This is a genomic window from Fulvimonas sp. R45, from assembly GCF_030504985.1.
Lineage (GTDB): Bacteria > Pseudomonadota > Gammaproteobacteria > Xanthomonadales > Rhodanobacteraceae > Rhodanobacter_A.
Genome location: NZ_JASERU010000002.1, coordinates 25,355 through 40,330 on the forward strand (window position 1 = coordinate 25,355; position 14,976 = coordinate 40,330).

General features: G+C 69.7%; 12 protein-coding genes. 4 read left to right on the forward strand and 8 right to left on the reverse strand.

Annotated features, from left to right (window positions below; translation table 11 throughout):
• The first annotated feature begins 33 nt into the window (after positions 1 to 33).
• On the forward strand, positions 34 to 1,914 hold the full coding sequence (gene sppA / locus QMK61_RS01750; protein ID WP_302070001.1) for a signal peptide peptidase SppA: 1,881 nt from the start codon (positions 34 to 36) through the stop codon (positions 1,912 to 1,914).
• 46 nt (positions 1,915 to 1,960) lie between these two features.
• On the opposite strand, the gene QMK61_RS01755 is transcribed toward sppA, so the two are convergent.
• Together QMK61_RS01755 and QMK61_RS01760 are read right to left on the reverse strand one after the other, a co-directional pair.
• Positions 1,961 to 2,785, reverse strand: coding sequence for an ATP-binding cassette domain-containing protein (locus QMK61_RS01755; RefSeq protein ID WP_302070002.1), 825 nt, complete (start codon positions 2,783 to 2,785; stop codon positions 1,961 to 1,963).
• Positions 2,786 to 2,855: 70 nt separating this feature from the next.
• Positions 2,856 to 3,077, reverse strand: coding sequence for a hypothetical protein (locus QMK61_RS01760; RefSeq protein ID WP_302070003.1), 222 nt, complete (start codon positions 3,075 to 3,077; stop codon positions 2,856 to 2,858).
• A gap of 82 nt (positions 3,078 to 3,159) precedes the next feature.
• On the opposite strand from QMK61_RS01760, the gene QMK61_RS01765 reads away from it, so the two are divergent.
• Positions 3,160 to 3,942 carry an SDR family oxidoreductase gene (locus tag QMK61_RS01765; protein ID WP_302070004.1) on the forward strand — a complete coding sequence of 261 codons (783 nt, stop codon included), beginning with the start codon at positions 3,160 to 3,162 and terminating at the stop codon, positions 3,940 to 3,942.
• Between the two features lie 103 nt (positions 3,943 to 4,045).
• Here QMK61_RS01765 and QMK61_RS01770 read toward each other — a convergent pair whose 3' ends face one another.
• Both QMK61_RS01770 and QMK61_RS01775 read right to left on the reverse strand, forming a co-directional pair.
• Complete coding sequence (locus tag QMK61_RS01770) at positions 4,046 to 4,666, reverse strand: DUF4124 domain-containing protein (protein ID WP_302070005.1); 621 nt, start codon at positions 4,664 to 4,666, stop codon at positions 4,046 to 4,048.
• A 44-nt stretch (positions 4,667 to 4,710) separates the two neighbouring features.
• A complete protein-coding gene (locus QMK61_RS01775) occupies positions 4,711 to 5,655 on the reverse strand; it encodes a DegV family protein (protein WP_302070006.1) in 945 nt (314 codons plus the stop codon).
• A 202-nt stretch (positions 5,656 to 5,857) separates the two neighbouring features.
• Between QMK61_RS01775 and QMK61_RS01780 the strand changes: the two genes are divergently transcribed.
• Positions 5,858 to 6,649, forward strand: coding sequence for an AMP nucleosidase (locus QMK61_RS01780; protein ID WP_302070007.1), 792 nt, complete (start codon positions 5,858 to 5,860; stop codon positions 6,647 to 6,649).
• 380 nt (positions 6,650 to 7,029) lie between these two features.
• Positions 7,030 to 10,137 (forward strand): carboxypeptidase-like regulatory domain-containing protein, encoded by a 3,108-nt coding sequence (locus QMK61_RS01785; RefSeq protein WP_302070009.1) that lies wholly within the window; start codon positions 7,030 to 7,032, stop codon positions 10,135 to 10,137.
• 112 nt (positions 10,138 to 10,249) lie between these two features.
• Here QMK61_RS01785 and QMK61_RS01790 read toward each other — a convergent pair whose 3' ends face one another.
• The 4 genes from QMK61_RS01790 to QMK61_RS01805 all read right to left on the reverse strand — a co-directional run bounded on the left by QMK61_RS01790 (position 10,250) and on the right by QMK61_RS01805 (position 14,894).
• Entirely contained in the window at positions 10,250 to 11,872 is a 1,623-nt protein-coding gene (locus tag QMK61_RS01790) for a tetratricopeptide repeat-containing sulfotransferase family protein (protein ID WP_302070011.1), read from the reverse strand.
• Between the two features lie 56 nt (positions 11,873 to 11,928).
• Positions 11,929 to 12,852 (reverse strand): Grx4 family monothiol glutaredoxin, encoded by a 924-nt coding sequence (grxD, locus tag QMK61_RS01795; protein ID WP_302070013.1) that lies wholly within the window; start codon positions 12,850 to 12,852, stop codon positions 11,929 to 11,931.
• 73 nt (positions 12,853 to 12,925) lie between these two features.
• On the reverse strand, positions 12,926 to 13,531 hold the full coding sequence (locus tag QMK61_RS01800; protein WP_302070015.1) for a GDSL-type esterase/lipase family protein: 606 nt from the start codon (positions 13,529 to 13,531) through the stop codon (positions 12,926 to 12,928).
• A gap of 118 nt (positions 13,532 to 13,649) precedes the next feature.
• Entirely contained in the window at positions 13,650 to 14,894 is a 1,245-nt protein-coding gene (locus QMK61_RS01805) for an aminotransferase class I/II-fold pyridoxal phosphate-dependent enzyme (RefSeq protein WP_302070016.1), read from the reverse strand.
• Positions 14,895 to 14,976: the final 82 nt, after the last annotated feature.

Sequence of the window (14,976 nt, forward strand, 5' to 3'; positions counted from 1 at the left end):
CAGGTAGGCTGCAGCCTTTCGCAAGGACATCCCATGCCGCCTCCGCCCCTGCGCCAGCCGCGCCGACCGAATGGATTCTGGGCCTTCCTGCGCGTGATCGGACGCGGGATCAATGCGGTGCGGCTGGTGATCCTGAACGTGGTGTTCTTCGCCGTGCTGTTCCTGCTGCTGTTGCTGGTGCTGGGCGTGTACGCGGGGCGCGGCGACAACGCGGTGATGGACGGCAGCGTGCTGGTGCTGCAACCGCGCGGCAGGCTGGTGGAGCAGTACAGCGTGGAGCCGCTGCAGCGCGCGCTGGCCGGCCTGTCCGGCGAAGCGCCCAAGCAGGTGCAGGTGCGCGATCTGGTGAGAGCCATCGACGCCGCGGCGAAGGATCCGCGCATCAGCCGCATCCTGCTCGACCCCAGCCAATTGCGCAGCGGCGGCTTCGCCGCGCTGCGCGAGGTGGGCGCGGCGCTGGACCGTTTCCGCGCCGCCGGCAAGCCGGTGGTTGCCTGGGGCGCCAGCCTGGACCAGTTCCAGTACTACCTCGCCGCCCATGCCGACCGCGTGCTGCTCGATCCCAGGGGCGAGCTGATGCTCACCGGGCTGGCCAACTACCGGCTGTTCTACAAGGACCTGCTGGACAAGCTGGGCGTCGAGGTGCACCTGTTCCGGGTGGGCCAGTTCAAGAGCGCGGCCGAACCCTACGTGCTCGACCACGCCTCCGACGCGGCCAAGCAGGCCGACAGCTACTGGATGGGCGGGCTGTGGGACGACTACCTGGCCGAGGTGGCGAAACTGCGCAAACTCGATCCGGCCGCGCTGCGCGCCGACATCGACCAATTGCCGGAGAAGCTTGCCGCCACGCAGGGCGACCTCGCCAGGCTGGCGCTGGACGAACACCTGATCGACGGCACCGCCACCCGTGCCCAGCTGATCGCGATGTTGCGCAAGCAGGGCGTGCCGGCCGGCAAGCAGGGGCATGGTTTCCGCCAGGTGGATTTCGCGCAGTACGCGTCCGGCCTGCCCGGTCCCGACCCGTTCGCGCCGGGCGTGACGGTGGTGGTGGCCGAGGGCGAGATCGGTTCCGGCCGCCAGCCGCCCGGCGAGATCGGCGGCGAATCCACCGCCGCGCTGATCCGCGCCGCGCGCCACGACAAGCGCACCCGCGCGATCGTGCTGCGCGTCGATTCGCCCGGTGGCGAGGTGTACGCCGCCGAGCAGATCCGCCGCGAGGTGGAGCTGGCGCGCCAGGCCGGCATCCCGGTGGTGGTGTCGATGGGCGACGTGGCGGCCAGCGGCGGCTACTGGATCTCGATGAACGCCAATCGCATCGTGGCCGAGCCGAATACCATCACCGGCTCGATCGGCATCTTCGGCCTGTACTACACGGTGCCCGGCACGCTGGCCAAGCTCGGCGTCGCCAGCGACGGCGTGGCCACCGGCCCACTGGCCGGCGCGTTCGACATCACCCGGCCGCTGGACCCGAAGGTGGGCGGCGTGATCCAGGCGATCATCGACAAGGGCTACCGCGACTTCGTCGGCGGCGTGGCCGCGGCGCGCGGCAAGAGCTACGACGCCATCGACGCGATCGCCCAGGGCCGCGTGTGGACCGGCCGCCAGGCCCTGCAGCGCGGCCTGGTGGACCAACTCGGCGGCCTCGGCGACGCCGTCGCCGACGCGGCGAAGCTGGCCGGCCTCGGCAGCGACGCGCCGGTACGCTACGAGGAGGCGCCGCTGGGCACCTTCGAGCGCTTCATGCTCAACCTCAACCGCAGCGCGACGGCCGCCACCCTGCGCGGCTACGGCATCCATCTGCCGGCCTGGGTGGCGCAGGCCGGCATGCTGGCGGCGCCGGACCTGGCCCTGCTGCGCCAGGCCGAGCCGGGCAAGCCGAACGTGTACGCCTACTGCTTCTGCACGCCGCACTGACGCCGTTGCGGCCAACCGGCGCCGCAGCGGGAGGCCGCGCGCAGCGTCAGTCGACGGCTGCGCTGTACCAGTCGCCCTGCCGCCGCACGCGGATCGGCATGTCGAACGTCTCGCCCAGCGCGGCGTCGGTGAGCGTGTCGGCCTTGCCGCCCTGGCGCAGCACGCGGCCGTCCCTGAGCAGCAGCACGTGGCCGATCTCGGGAACGATCTCCTCCACGTGGTGGGTCACCAGCAGCAGGGTGGTGCCGCCGCGGGCCAGCGCGCGCAGGCTTTCCAGGAAACGGCGGCGGCTGGCCAGGTCCAGTCCCGCGCAGGGTTCGTCCAGCAGCAGGGCGCGCGGACGGTGGACCAGGGCGCGGGCGATCAGCACGCGGCGCGCCTCGCCGGTGGACAGGCTGGCCATCTCGCGGCCGGCCAGGTGCGCGGCGTCGAGCTGGTCCAGCGCCGCCTGCGCGCGTTCGCGCATGGACTCGTTGACGTGGTGGTCCAGGCCCAGCCCGCGCGCGGCGAAGAAGCCGGAGACTACCGCGTCGAACACCTCCAGCGGCGCCTCGCTGGTGTAGTCGCGCTGCAGCGCCGGCGAGACGATGCCGAGCAGGCCGCGCAGTTCGGCCACGTTCCAGCGTTCGCGCCCGAACACCCGCACCGGGCTGCGGCCGTCCCCGTGCGCCAGCGGATAGAGCTGGCGCGCGACCAGCTTCACCAGGGTGGACTTGCCCGAGCCGTTGGGCCCGAGGATGGCGGCATGCTGGCCCTGCGCGATGCACAGGTCGAGGCGGTCGAGGATGGCGCGCCCGTCACGCAGCACGGTGGCGCGGTCGATCTCCAGCAAGGGTACGGAAGCGTCGGCGATGGCGGTTTCGGCGGTCATGCCGGCACCATGCCCGCAAACGCGGCGGCTGGCAAGGATGGACGTCCAGACGTCCGGACGTGCGGGAGGTCTACTGCGTTTGCGCCTCGATCTGCTTGCGCTGCTGCTCGGCCTGCTTGTTCACCAGCTTCTGCACGTCCTTCGCGCGCTGCTCGTCCTGCTTCAGCGCGTCCCACGGCGTGGCGACGGAAGCGGCGCGGGCCTGGCCGGTGCCGCCGGCCTGCGGTTCGGGCGGCTTGCCGGTGCAGGCGGCGAGGGCAAACAGGCACAGCAGCGGCGGCAGGGTCTTCATCGCGGTGTCCCGGTAGCGTCGATGCCGCCAGTGTCCCGCCGCGGGAGGCCGGGGGCAAGGCGGTTCGTGTAAGCTCTGGCGCATGAACAGCCGCATCGACGCGTGGCAGCTGCAAGGCCACACCGCATTGATCACCGGCGCCAGCAAGGGCATCGGCCTGGCCGCTGCGCGCGAGCTGGCCGGGCTGGGCGCGAACCTGCTGCTGGTGGCGCGCGACGAGGACTACCTGGAGCAGGTGCGGGTGGACCTGGCCGACGACTTTCCCGGCGTGGACGTGCTGGCCTTCGGCGCGGACCTGGCCGAGGCGGAGGATCGCCTCGCGGTGTTCGACTGGGTGGCCGACCTGGGCCTGCCGCTGTCGCTGCTGGTCAACAACGCCGGCGGCAACCGGCCGATGGCCACGCTGGACTACGCCGCCGCCGACTACCGCGCGATCTTCGAGCAGAACCTGTTCTCCGCCTACGAGATGTGCCGCCTGGCGCACCCGCAGCTGGTGCAGCACGCCAACGCGGCGATCGTCAACGTGGGCTCGGTGTCCGGCGCCACCCACGTGCGCACCGGCTCGCCCTACGGCATGAGCAAGGCCGCGCTGCACCAGCTCACCCGCAACCTGGCGGCCGAGTGGGCGGTGGACGGCATCCGGGTCAACGCGGTGGCGCCGTGGTACATCCGCACCCAGCGCACCGATCCCGCGCTGGCCGACGAGGACTACCTGGAGGAAGTGCTGGACCGCACCCCGCTGCGCCGCATCGGCGAACCGGAGGAGGTGGCCGCGGCGATCGCCTTCCTGTGCCTGCCCGCGGCCAGCTACGTCACCGGCCAGGTGCTGGCGGTGGACGGTGGCTTCCTCAACTACGGGTTCTGAGGCGTTTTCCACAGCCGCTGGGGAAAGCCTGGTGGCAAGCCTGTGGACAAGCGACCGGCGGCCTTGCGCATCAGGCGCTTGCCTTGCCTTGAGCAGGAAGTGATCAGCAGTTCGTCAGCTGCGCGCGCAGCTCGGCTTCGCGCTGGAGCAGGGGCGGCTGGTCGCTCTGGAAGGCGCGGCGGAGCTTGTCCTCGTTCTCGTCCCAGGCGTCGCGCAGGGCCTGGCAGGTTTCCCGCGGGCCCAGCTCGCGGCAACTGTCCTGGACCCAGGTGTAGTGGCTGGCGACCAGTCCCGCGGTGACCTTGCCGTGGCCCATGTGGTTGGCCGCGCCGTAGGTGTCGGCCAGTGACGACGGCAGTACCCCGAGCATGCCCAGCGGCGCGAGGTAGGGCGCGGGCTGGCCGTTGCCGCTGAGGTAGGTCTTGCCGTCGGTGGCGCGCACGCAGCGGTACAGCACCGGCAGCGGCGCCGCGGGTGGCGGCGCTGCCACCGGGGGCGGGGCGGACGGTGCGGGCGCCTGGGTTGCGGCGATGGGCAGCGGCGGCGGCAGCGCGACCGGCGCCGGGTCCGCGAGCTGCATGACCTGCTGGCGCTGGCCGGCGGCGCAGGCGCTGCCCTGGTAGCTCACCCGGCCGTCGGGGGTAATGCACTTGTAGACCGTGGTGGCCGCCGCGCCGGGGGCGGCGGCCAGGAGCAGCAGGAGCAGGATGCCGTGACGGGTCATGCGGCGATTCTATGCGGCCCGACGGCAGGCCGCGACGACGCGGATCAGAACTCGGCGTCGTGTTCCTCGGCGGCGAAGCCCAGCGTCACCGCGCCTTCGCCCACGTTGACCATGCCGGTGATGCTCATCGGCGCCTCCAGCAGGGCCACGTTGCGTTCCTCGCAGGCCGCGCGCAGGCGTTCGTAGCCGGGCAACTGGTGCAGCTCGGCGAGGTCGCCGCCGTAGCTGAGGCACACCACCGGCACCAGCAGGCCGGCGTGCACGCGCCGGGCGGCGTAGCCGAACAGCGCCTGGGTGCCCTGCTCGAAGCCGCGCACCTTGCCCACCGGGCCGGTTTCGCCGCGGTAGCCGCGCAGGATCGGCTTGATGTCCAGGGTGGAGCCGAGCACGGCGCTGAACAGGCCCACGCTGCTGTCGCCCTTTTTCTTGGCGCGGGCGCGCAGGTAGTACAGGTCGCGCGGCAGCATGTAGCCGTAGGCGTTGTTGGCGACGTGCGCCAGCCGTTCGCGGATGGTGGCCGGCGGCTCGTCGGCGGCCACCAGCCGGGTCGCTTCCACCACCACCGGGCCGGCGCCGGCGAACATGGTGCGGGTGTCGATCACCCGCAGCAGGAACGGCCCGGCCAGCCCCGCCGGCTCGCGCACGGCGCGGTAGCCCTTCAGCACCGCGAAGCTGGCCTTGGTGACGTTGTCGAAGATCGGGCTGCGGGTGGCGGTGATGGTGAGGCAGAACACGCAGTCCCGTTCCAGCACCAGCTTGTCCAGGAACAGCTTCTGCACGTCCTCCGCCGGGCAGGGTTCGGTCTCGGCGCTGTGGCTGCGGCTGCCCAGTTTCAGGTCCAGGAAGCGGTGGACCTCGGCGGGCGCGCGGTCGTCCTTGAAAGTGTCGCCGTCCACGCGCACGGTGATGGGCAGGACCGTGATGTCGTGCTGCTGCAGGAAGGCCTGCGGCAGGTCGCAGGACGCGTCGATGGCCACTCCCATGCGCATGGCATACCCCTCCGTCGGTCGGCGCGGCGACCATAGCACGCACGTCGGCGCCGGAAACTCGGAAAAATGGAAAGGTGGCGCGCAGGAGAGTGCGGCGGCGCCGGGCCAGGCGTTATCATGCGCGCGCATCTTTTGGCATCTCGCCGGCGTGGCGTCGCCGGTAACGCGCAGCGGAGGCCCGCCGCGCCGACCAAGAGCCACCATGAAAGACAAGCACGAGATCGTCTCCAACTGGCTGCCGCGCTATACCGGCACGCCGCTGGACCAGTTCGGCCAGTACGTCCTGCTCACCAACTTCGGCCACTACGTGGAACTGTTCGCGCAGTGGCACGGGGTGGAGGTGCGCGGGCGCGACCGGCCCATGCCCAACGCCACCGCCGACGGCATCACCCTGATCAACTTCGGCATGGGCAGCCCCAACGCCGCCACCGTGATGGACCTGCTCGCCGCCGTCGAGCCGAAGGCCGCATTGTTCCTGGGCAAGTGCGGCGGGTTGAAGAAGAAGAACCAGATCGGCGACCTGATCCTGCCGATCGCGGCGATCCGCGGCGAGGGCACCAGCAACGACTACCTGCTGCCGGAGGTGCCGGCGCTGCCGGCGTTCCAGCTGCAGCGCGGCGTGTCCACCATGATCCGCGACCTCGGCCACGACTACTGGACCGGCACCGTCTACACCACCAACCGACGCGTATGGGAGCACGACGACGCGTTCAAGGACTACCTGCGCCGCACCCGCTGCATGGCGATCGACATGGAGACCGCCACCATCTTCGCGGCGGGCTTCGCCAACGGCATCCCCTGCGGCGCGCTGCTGCTGGTCTCCGACCAGCCGATGATCCCGGAAGGCGTGAAGACCGAGGCCAGCGACCGCAGCGTCACCGCCAACTTCGTGGAGTCGCACATCCGCATCGGCATCGAGGCGCTGAAGCTGGTGCGCCGCAACGGCCGCAGCGTGAAGCACCTGCGCTTCGAGGGCGACAGCGAAGGGGAGTAAGGGGTGTTCCGGCCGCTCGCGCGACTTCGCGCGGGCGGTTGGTGCGGTGCTCCGGGTGTTGCAAGGGCATCCGTGGCGACGACACGGTATCCGTTCGCAAGATTTTGTTGCAAAAAGCAAATTACTATTGTTGATTTTTCGTTACGAGATGATCTACCCTCAAGTTAGATCGATCTAATCATCCCGGAAGATTGCGGATCGGGCGCTTGCCGGATCCGCCGGTCGATCACCTGCACGCCTCCGTCGCTCTTGCGACCGGGAGCCACGAAGTCGTCCCGCGGCCATGGTGCGTGGCCGTTCTCCCCGGCTCTTCGTGGCGTGCACAGCCACCGCACCTCCGAATTCCGGACGGTGTCACTACAACCGGAGGGGTCTCTCCCATGAGTATCAAGAAAGTCACGCGCGTGTCCCAGGGGAATGCGCAGCGCACGGTGCTGGCATTGGCCATCGCGGCAGGTTTCGCCCTGTCGGGGCAGGCTTCCGCCCAGGCCACGACCGGCACCATCTTCGGCACGGCGCCTGCAGCCAGCGGCACGGCCATCCAGGTGTCGGGTGGTTCGGGCTTCAACCGCACCGTGCAGGTCGATCCGTCGGGCCATTACTCCATCAACGTCCCGGTAGGCTCGTACACGGTGAGCCTGCTGCAGAACGGGGCGGTCGTGCAGACGCACGAGCACGTCAGCCCGGTGGCCGGTGGCGCGCTCGAGGCCGATTTCGCCGGGGCCGGCGCAGGTGCCGCCAGCGCGAACGCGAAGAACCTGGCGGCAGTGACGGTGTCGGCCAGCGCGTTGCCGGCGATCGACGTCACCTCGACCACGCAGAACACCACGATCACCTCGCAACAGCTTGCGCGGCTCCCGCTGGCCCGGACGTCCGCGGCCATTGCCCTGCTGGCTCCCGGAACCACCCAGGGCGCGGCCCGGCTGGGCAACGGCCCGATGGGCGACCCGCTGGTTTCCTTCGGCGGCTCGACGGTCGTCGAAAACGCGTACTACATCAACGGGTTCAACACCACCGATCCGCTCTCGGACACCGGCGGCATCACGCTGCCCTACGGCTCCATCGATCAGCAGCAGACGCTGACCAGCGGCTACGGCGCCCAGTACGGCCGCTCGGCCGGCGGCGTGATCAGCCAGATCGGCAAGAGCGGCACCAACGAATGGCACTTCGGCGGCCAGGTGCTGTGGCAACCGGCGTTCGCGCAATCGGACTACGTCAACTACCACTACGCGAATCCGCGGGTGACCACGCCGGGCCAGCAGTACGGCGATCTCTACCGCTATCGCCAGGCCAGCAGCACCTGGAACACGGTCTACGACGTCTACGCGGGTGGCCCGTTGATCAAGGACAAGCTGTACATGTTCGTGTCGGCCGAGGCCAACAAGACGAGCAACAGCAACGTGCAGCCGATCACGTCCGGCGGCGGCCAGGTGGATTTCTCGACGACCAAGGCGCCGAAGTACTACGCCAAGCTCGACTGGAACATCAACGAGAACAACATCCTCTCGCTGACCGGCATCCAGAACTCGTACCAGACCAGCGCGCCGGAAATCTACGGCTTCGACTACGACACGAAGCAGCAGGGCGCGTTCCAGAGCTACGGTCAGTACACCAAGGACACGTCCAAGATCTGGATCGCGAAGTACACCTCGTACCTCACCGACAACCTGACCATGACCGCCATGGTCGGCAAGATGCACAACAGCTACTACGTCGAGCAGCCGCCGGTCCCGGGGCTGGCTCCCGACACGGCGAACGTGCTCGGTTCGGGCAACGAAAACCCGCTCTATGGCGGCCCCGGCATCACCAGCCTGAACACCAGCACCAATATCGCCAACCCAAGCCACAAAGCCACCGTCACCAACTACCGCCTGGACCTGGACTGGAGGCTGGGCGACCACGACCTGCAGTTCGGCATCGACAACGACAACGACGTCGACAGCGATGACGGCAGCCTGATGACGGGCCCGGGCTTCGCCTGGGACTACCACCACGTCGATGCCGGCAAGCCGGTCGCTTCAGGCGTCTACAACGTGGCGGCACCCAATACCCAGCCGGGCGGCGAAGACGGCTACATTGTCTCCAAGTACGTCTATGTCACCAGTGCCACCGTCAAGGTGGCGCAGCGCGCGCAGTACATCCAGGACAACTGGCAGGTCACGCCCAACCTGCTGCTGAACCTCGGCCTGCGCAACGACCAGTTCACCAACTACAATCCGGCCGGCGTGGCCTACCTGCGGGAAACCAGCCCGCAGTGGGCGCCGCGGCTCGGCTTCAGCTGGGACGTGCTGGGCGACTCGAGCCTGAAGGTGTTCGGCAACGTGGGCCGCTACTACATCGCGATGCCCAGCAGTGTCGCCCTGCGCGCCGCCGGCGCGCCGCTCTACACGCAGCAGTACTTCACCTACGAAGGTATCGATCCGCAGACCGGCGCGCCGCTGGTCACGTATCCGCTGGCCACCAACGCCCCGGGCGGCGTGGTGCCGATCAACAACTCGGACGGTACGCCCATCGACCCCAAGACGGTGGCCGCCACCAATCTCAAGCCCGAGTACCAGGACCAGTTCGTACTGGGCATGCAGCAGCAGATCAACCAGTCCTGGGTCTATGGTGTCACCGGCATCGTCAACCGCATGGGACGTGCGATCGACGACTGGGGCGACCAGCAGATCATCTACGACCAGCTGATCGCCCAGGGCGCCGACCCCGCGACCCTGAAGATCGGCGACCTCAACGGTTCCTACCTGATCAACCCGGGCCAGACCAACACCATCCGGGTGAAGAACGAGGTGGGCGGCTACGACGAGGCCACCATCACGCGGGAGCAGATGGGCTTCCAGAAGCTCAAGCGCAAGTACTACGCGCTGGACATGTACCTGGAGCATCCGTTCGACGGCACGTGGTACGGCAAGGTGGACTACACCTTCTCGCGCAGCTATGGCAACACCGAGGGACCGGTGCAGTCGAGCATCGGCCAGGGCGGCAGCTCGCAGTCCGCGACGGAACAGTGGGACTTCAGCCAGCTCATGGAATACGCGGGCGGCGTGCAGGCCAACGACCAGCGGCACCAGTTGCGCGCCTACGGCTACTACCAGCTGACGCCGGAGTGGACCGTGGGGGCGCAGTTGCGGATCGCCTCGGGGTATCCGAAGTTCTGCCTGGGCGCCTACGGCACGGACGAGATATCCGGCTTCAACAACTACGGCAACACCGACTACCACTACTGCGGTGGCAAGCCGATGCCGCCGGCCGCGAACGGCCGTACCCCGTGGACGCACCAGCTCGACCTGCAGGTGGCCTATCGGCCGCTCTGGGCGGGCAGGAAGCTCGGCTTCCAGGTCCAGGTCTTCAACGTGCTCAACGAGCAGAAGGCGACCCAGTACGACTACGGCTATGGCCTGACCGCCGCGCCGGAGCCCACGTACATGCTCACCGCGGGCAGCGAGCTGCCGCGCTACGTGCAGCTCGGCGTGACCTACGACTGGTAAGCGGATCGCCCCTGGACCGGGCATCCATTGCAGTGCCCCGAAGCCGCCGGATTCGTCCGGCGGCTTTTTCATGGGGGCGATGTGCCAGTGGTCATGTCGCGGGCCGGCCGCGTTAGCAAGGTGACAAGGTCACGCCCGCCTGTCGCAGGCGGATGCGAAGCGGCTCGAGTTCGCCGGCGTAGAAGCGGCCGCGCGCGGTGTCCTTGCGCATCGGTTGCCGGACCTGGGCTGCGCTGGCGGTGCTGAGCACGGGCCGTTCGGTGGCATGGAATGCGAGGCAGGCCGGGTCGAACTCCAGATCGCAGAAACGCAGAAGCTGCCGGATCTGCCCCTCGGGATCATCCTGCAGGTCCTCGTACCGCTGGTCGCGATAGTCTTGCGGGAAGCGTTCCTTCCAAAAGCGGCTCAGCCGGTCGTAGGCCGCATAGTGCAGGGCCATGTCGTCCAGGTCGTAGCTGAAGTTCGCACCGGCGCGGAACAGCTGGCGGTAGCAGGCGAAGCAGGTTTCCACCGGGTCGCGTCGTGAATTGACGATCTTCGCGCCCGGCAGCATCGCCCTGATCGCACCGACGAAGGCCCAGTTGTCCAGGTTCTTGTCGGTGAAGCGCGGGCGCTGCCGCCGCCAGCGGCGGGTGCGCTCGAGGTATTCCCCGCCCAGCCGTGCCCAGTCTTCGGCAGTGGCCGCGGGGACCCATTGCGGGAACGGCAAGCCGCGACGTTTCGATTCCTCGCCGAGGATCCAAGGTAGATCGTCGATCTCGTTGGCCCCTTCGACCAGGGGATGCGAGGCCAGTATCTGTTCGAGCAGGGTCGAGCCCGACCGCGGCAGGCTCACGATGAAGATCGCCTCTTCGCCCAGGGAGCCGCGCAGCGGGCGGGGCGGTGTCGTGCCGAACGCGCGCATGATCGATTCGACGCGCGCCGTTTCCTCCGCGGCGTTCCATGGCGAGGAACGGCGCTTGATGCCGTTGGCCTGGCGGAGGACGTCGAAGGCGGCGGGGTAATCTTTCTGGTCCTCCAGCGCCTTGGCCAGCGCGAAGCCGAACTGGGCGCGCGCGTCGGCGGGTGATTCTTCCCGGCGGAACAGTCCGCGGAGCCTAGTCACGTCCTCCATGGCAAAGGCTACGGTCTTCAGGTTGGCGAGCGCGAACCATGCCTTGGCGTTTGTGGGTTCCTGGCGAAGGACTTCCCGGTAATGGCTTACCGTCGACGCCGTATCGCCGAGGTTGGCCAGCACGTCGGCAAGCGTGATGCGTGCCTTGACGTGCGTGGGAGCGAGCGAGAGCGCCTTCTCGAGTGCGCTCCTGGCCTCCGGGATACGGGCCGCGGCCTGCAGCGCGCGACCGAGGTTGTACCATGCCGCAGGGGCAAGCGGGGCCAGGTCGCAGGCTTCTTGCAGGCAGGCCAGCCCTTCTTCGGTGGCGCCACTGTCGAACAGGGCGCTGCCCAAGGCCATCCGGATGGTCGAATCGCGGGGTAGTGCCGCGCTGGCGTGCCGCAGATGCTCGATGGCCACGGCGCTTTCGTCGCGGACGAGCGCAATGAAGCCCAGCAGGCGATGGGCTTCGGGGTTGCCGGGTTCCAGCGCCAGCAGGCCTGTTGCGGCGCGTTCGGCGACATCGAGACGCTGCTGCCTGAAGGCGTCGCCGGCTTCGCGCAACAGGCGCGCGGCAGGGGGGGAAGCCGCCCCGGCCGCGGCGCCGCGCAAGGGCGAAGGGTTGTCTCCGATGGCCATGGTGATGGTTTCAGTGCATCGCCGGCGCCAGGCGGTGGTGGATGCCTCCGAGCGACTCAGTGCCGGGACGCATCGGGTCCGGCCCCGGCCGCCCACGCCTCCATGCCGCCTTCCACGTTGTGCACCTGGCTGAAGCCGTGTGCCGCGAAGCGTCCGGCCACGCCTTGGCTGGAGATGCCGTGCTGGCAGATGAAGGCCAGCGGGGTGTCCTTGGGCAGGGCGGCCAGCGCTTCGTAACCCTCGTCCTCCAGGATGCGCGCCTGCGGCAGCGCGGGCAGCTGGGTGCGGACGGCGGCGGGGCGCACGTCGATCAGGGTGATGCTGCCGTCGGCGAGGCGCCGCGCGAGTTCGTCCACGGCGAGCGGCTTCACTTCGTTCGCGCCGGGGAACTTCAGGCTCAGGCCCTCGCCCTGCACGGTGGAGACCCAGTCGATCACGATGCCCTTGGCGCGCTGGGCGCTGGCGGGATCGAAGTGCACTTCCAGCCCGTTCGCGTGAGCCACGATGTCGTGCTCGCCGGCGGGGGCGAGCTGGAAGCCGGCGCTGTGGTCGGGGCCGATCTCCAGGTGCAGCGCCAATCCTTCGGCGTTGGCCGTGCCCTGGCGGATCGCCTCGGCGGCCGGGTCGGTGATGGTAATGTCCGGCGGCGTGCGGTCAGGGGCGGCCAGGCCGAACAGCTGGTGCAGTTCGCCGCTGCCGTACATCTGGCGGATGATGTCGGCACCGCCGACCAGCTCGCCGTCCACGTACAGCTGCGGGATGGTCGGCCACTGGCCGAATTCCTTGATGCCTTCGCGGATCTCGGGGTCGTCCAGCACGTTGACGGTGTGGTAATCCGGCAGCAGTTCGTTGAGCGTGTTGGTGGCGGCGGCGGAAAAACCGCACATCGGCTGCATGCGGTGGCCCTTCATGAACAGCACCACGCGGTGGTCCTTGAGCAGGGTTTCGATACGTTCGCGGGTGGTGGCGTCGAGGGACATGGGAGGCTCCGGCAGGGAAACGCAATGATACCGCCGATATGCCGGCACGACGGCGTGGCTTCAAGCCGCAGCGTCAGGACGACGACAGCGCGTGCCGGGCGGCGGGCAGCGCCGCGGCGGCCCATAGGGCGTACTGCCCGGCATCGGGGTGAAGCCCGTCGTCGACCAGCAGGCCGGGATGGGAGCGCGAGATCGGCGTCACGTCGACCCAGGGGGCGCCCAGGCGCCGTGCCTCGTCGCGGGCGATGGCATTGTAGGCGTCCAGTTCGGCGGCGATGCGCGCGGGGTCGCGGTCCTGCCCGCGGGCGAACGCGGTGACGCCCCAGTCGGGAATCGACAGCACCAGCGCGCGCGCGGCGCGCCCGCCGGCGAGCGCCGCGGCCCGTTCCAGCAGGCGTCGGAATTCGCCGCGGTAGTCGTCCGCCGTGCGGCCACGGTACTGGTTGTTGACGCCGATCAGCAGGCTGACCAGGTCGTAGGGCGGGTCGAACGCGGCGGCGTCCATCGCCGCGGACAGCTCGTCGGTGGTCCAGCCGGTGGTGGCGAGGATGCGCGGTTCGGCCAGCGGCACGCCTTCGTCGCGCAGCATGGCGGCCAGGTGCACCGGCCAGCGCCCGGCCGGCTCGACGCCTTCGCCGATGGTGTAGGAGTCGCCGAGGGCGAGGTAGGTCAGGGGCATGGCGGGTTCCTTCCTGTTCTTTTTCCTGCGCCGGGTGGCGTTGGCTCGAACGGTGGACGAAGGAGCGGGGCAAGGGCGGTCCCCGCCCCCTCTCCCGCAAGCGGGAGAGGGATGCGAGTCATGCGACGGCGACGGCGCGCTGCGGCCGTTCGGCGGCCAGGCGGGCCAGCACGCGTTCCATGCGCACGAACACCTCGGCCAGGTCGGCTGGCTGGGGCAGCAGGGTCAGGCGCAGGTGGCGGCTGGCCGGCACGTTGAAGCTGCTGCCGGGCACCACCAGCACCGATTCCTCCTCCAGCAGGCGCAGCGCGAAGGCCTCGTCGTCGAAGGCGGCGATGCGGTCGGCGCGCACCTGCGGGAAGGCGTACAGCGCGCCGGCGGGCGCGACCACGTCGAGGTAGTCGCTGGCGGCGACGCCTTCCAGGACCGTCCGCCGGGCCTCGTGCAGCCGCCCGCCGGGCGCGGTGAGCGCCTGGATGGTGGGCGCGCCCTGCAGCGCGGCGGGCACTGCCCATTGCGCGGTGACGTTGGCGCACAGGCGCAGCGCAGCCAGCAGCTGCAGCGCATCGCGGTAGTCGGCGCCCGCCGCCGGGGCGCCGGACAGGCTCAGCCAGCCGACCCGGTAGCCGCAGGCGCGGTACACCTTGCTGAGGCCGCCGAAGCTGACGCAGGGCAGCTCGCCGGCCACCTCGGCCAGCGGCTGGAACGGCGTCCCGTCGTACAGCACCTCGTCGTAGATCTCGTCGGACAGCAGCAGCAGGCCGTGCCGCGAGGCCACCGCCACGATGCGCTCCAGCAGCGCGCGGGGATACACCGCGCCGGTGGGGTTGTTCGGGTTGATCAGCACCAGCGCCCGGGTACGCGGGGTCACCAGCGCCTCGATCTCGTCCGGGTCGGGCAGGTGGCCGTTCTCCGCCAGGCAGCGGTAGTAGCGCGGCACGCCGCCGTTGAGGATGGTGGCGGCGCTCCACAGCGGGTAGTCGGGGCTGGGCAGCAGCACCTCGTCGCCGGGTTGCAGCAGGGCGCGCAGGCTGAGGTCGATCAGTTCGCTGACGCCGTTGCCGACGAAGATGCGTTCCACCTCCACGTGCCGGGCGCCGCGGGCGCGCTGCTGCGCGGCGATCGCCTCGCGCGCCTGGTCCAGGCCCTGCTCGTGGCCGTAGGCCTCGCTGTCGCGCAGGTGGGCGGCGATCGCCTCGCGCAGGTGCGCCGGCGTCTCGAAGCCGTAGCGGCCGGGGTTGCCGATGTTGAGCTTGATGATCGGCCGACCGGCGGCCTCCAGCTCGCGCGCGCGGCGGGTCAACGCGCCGCGGATCTCGTAGCGCACGTCCGCCAGGTGCGCACTGGGTCTGATCGAAGCCAACGCCGGCATCCCTCTTTGGTCCCGCCGGCGCCACTGCCGGCGTGCCGATGCTAGCAGCGTGATGCACCGCAGCGCGAGGCGC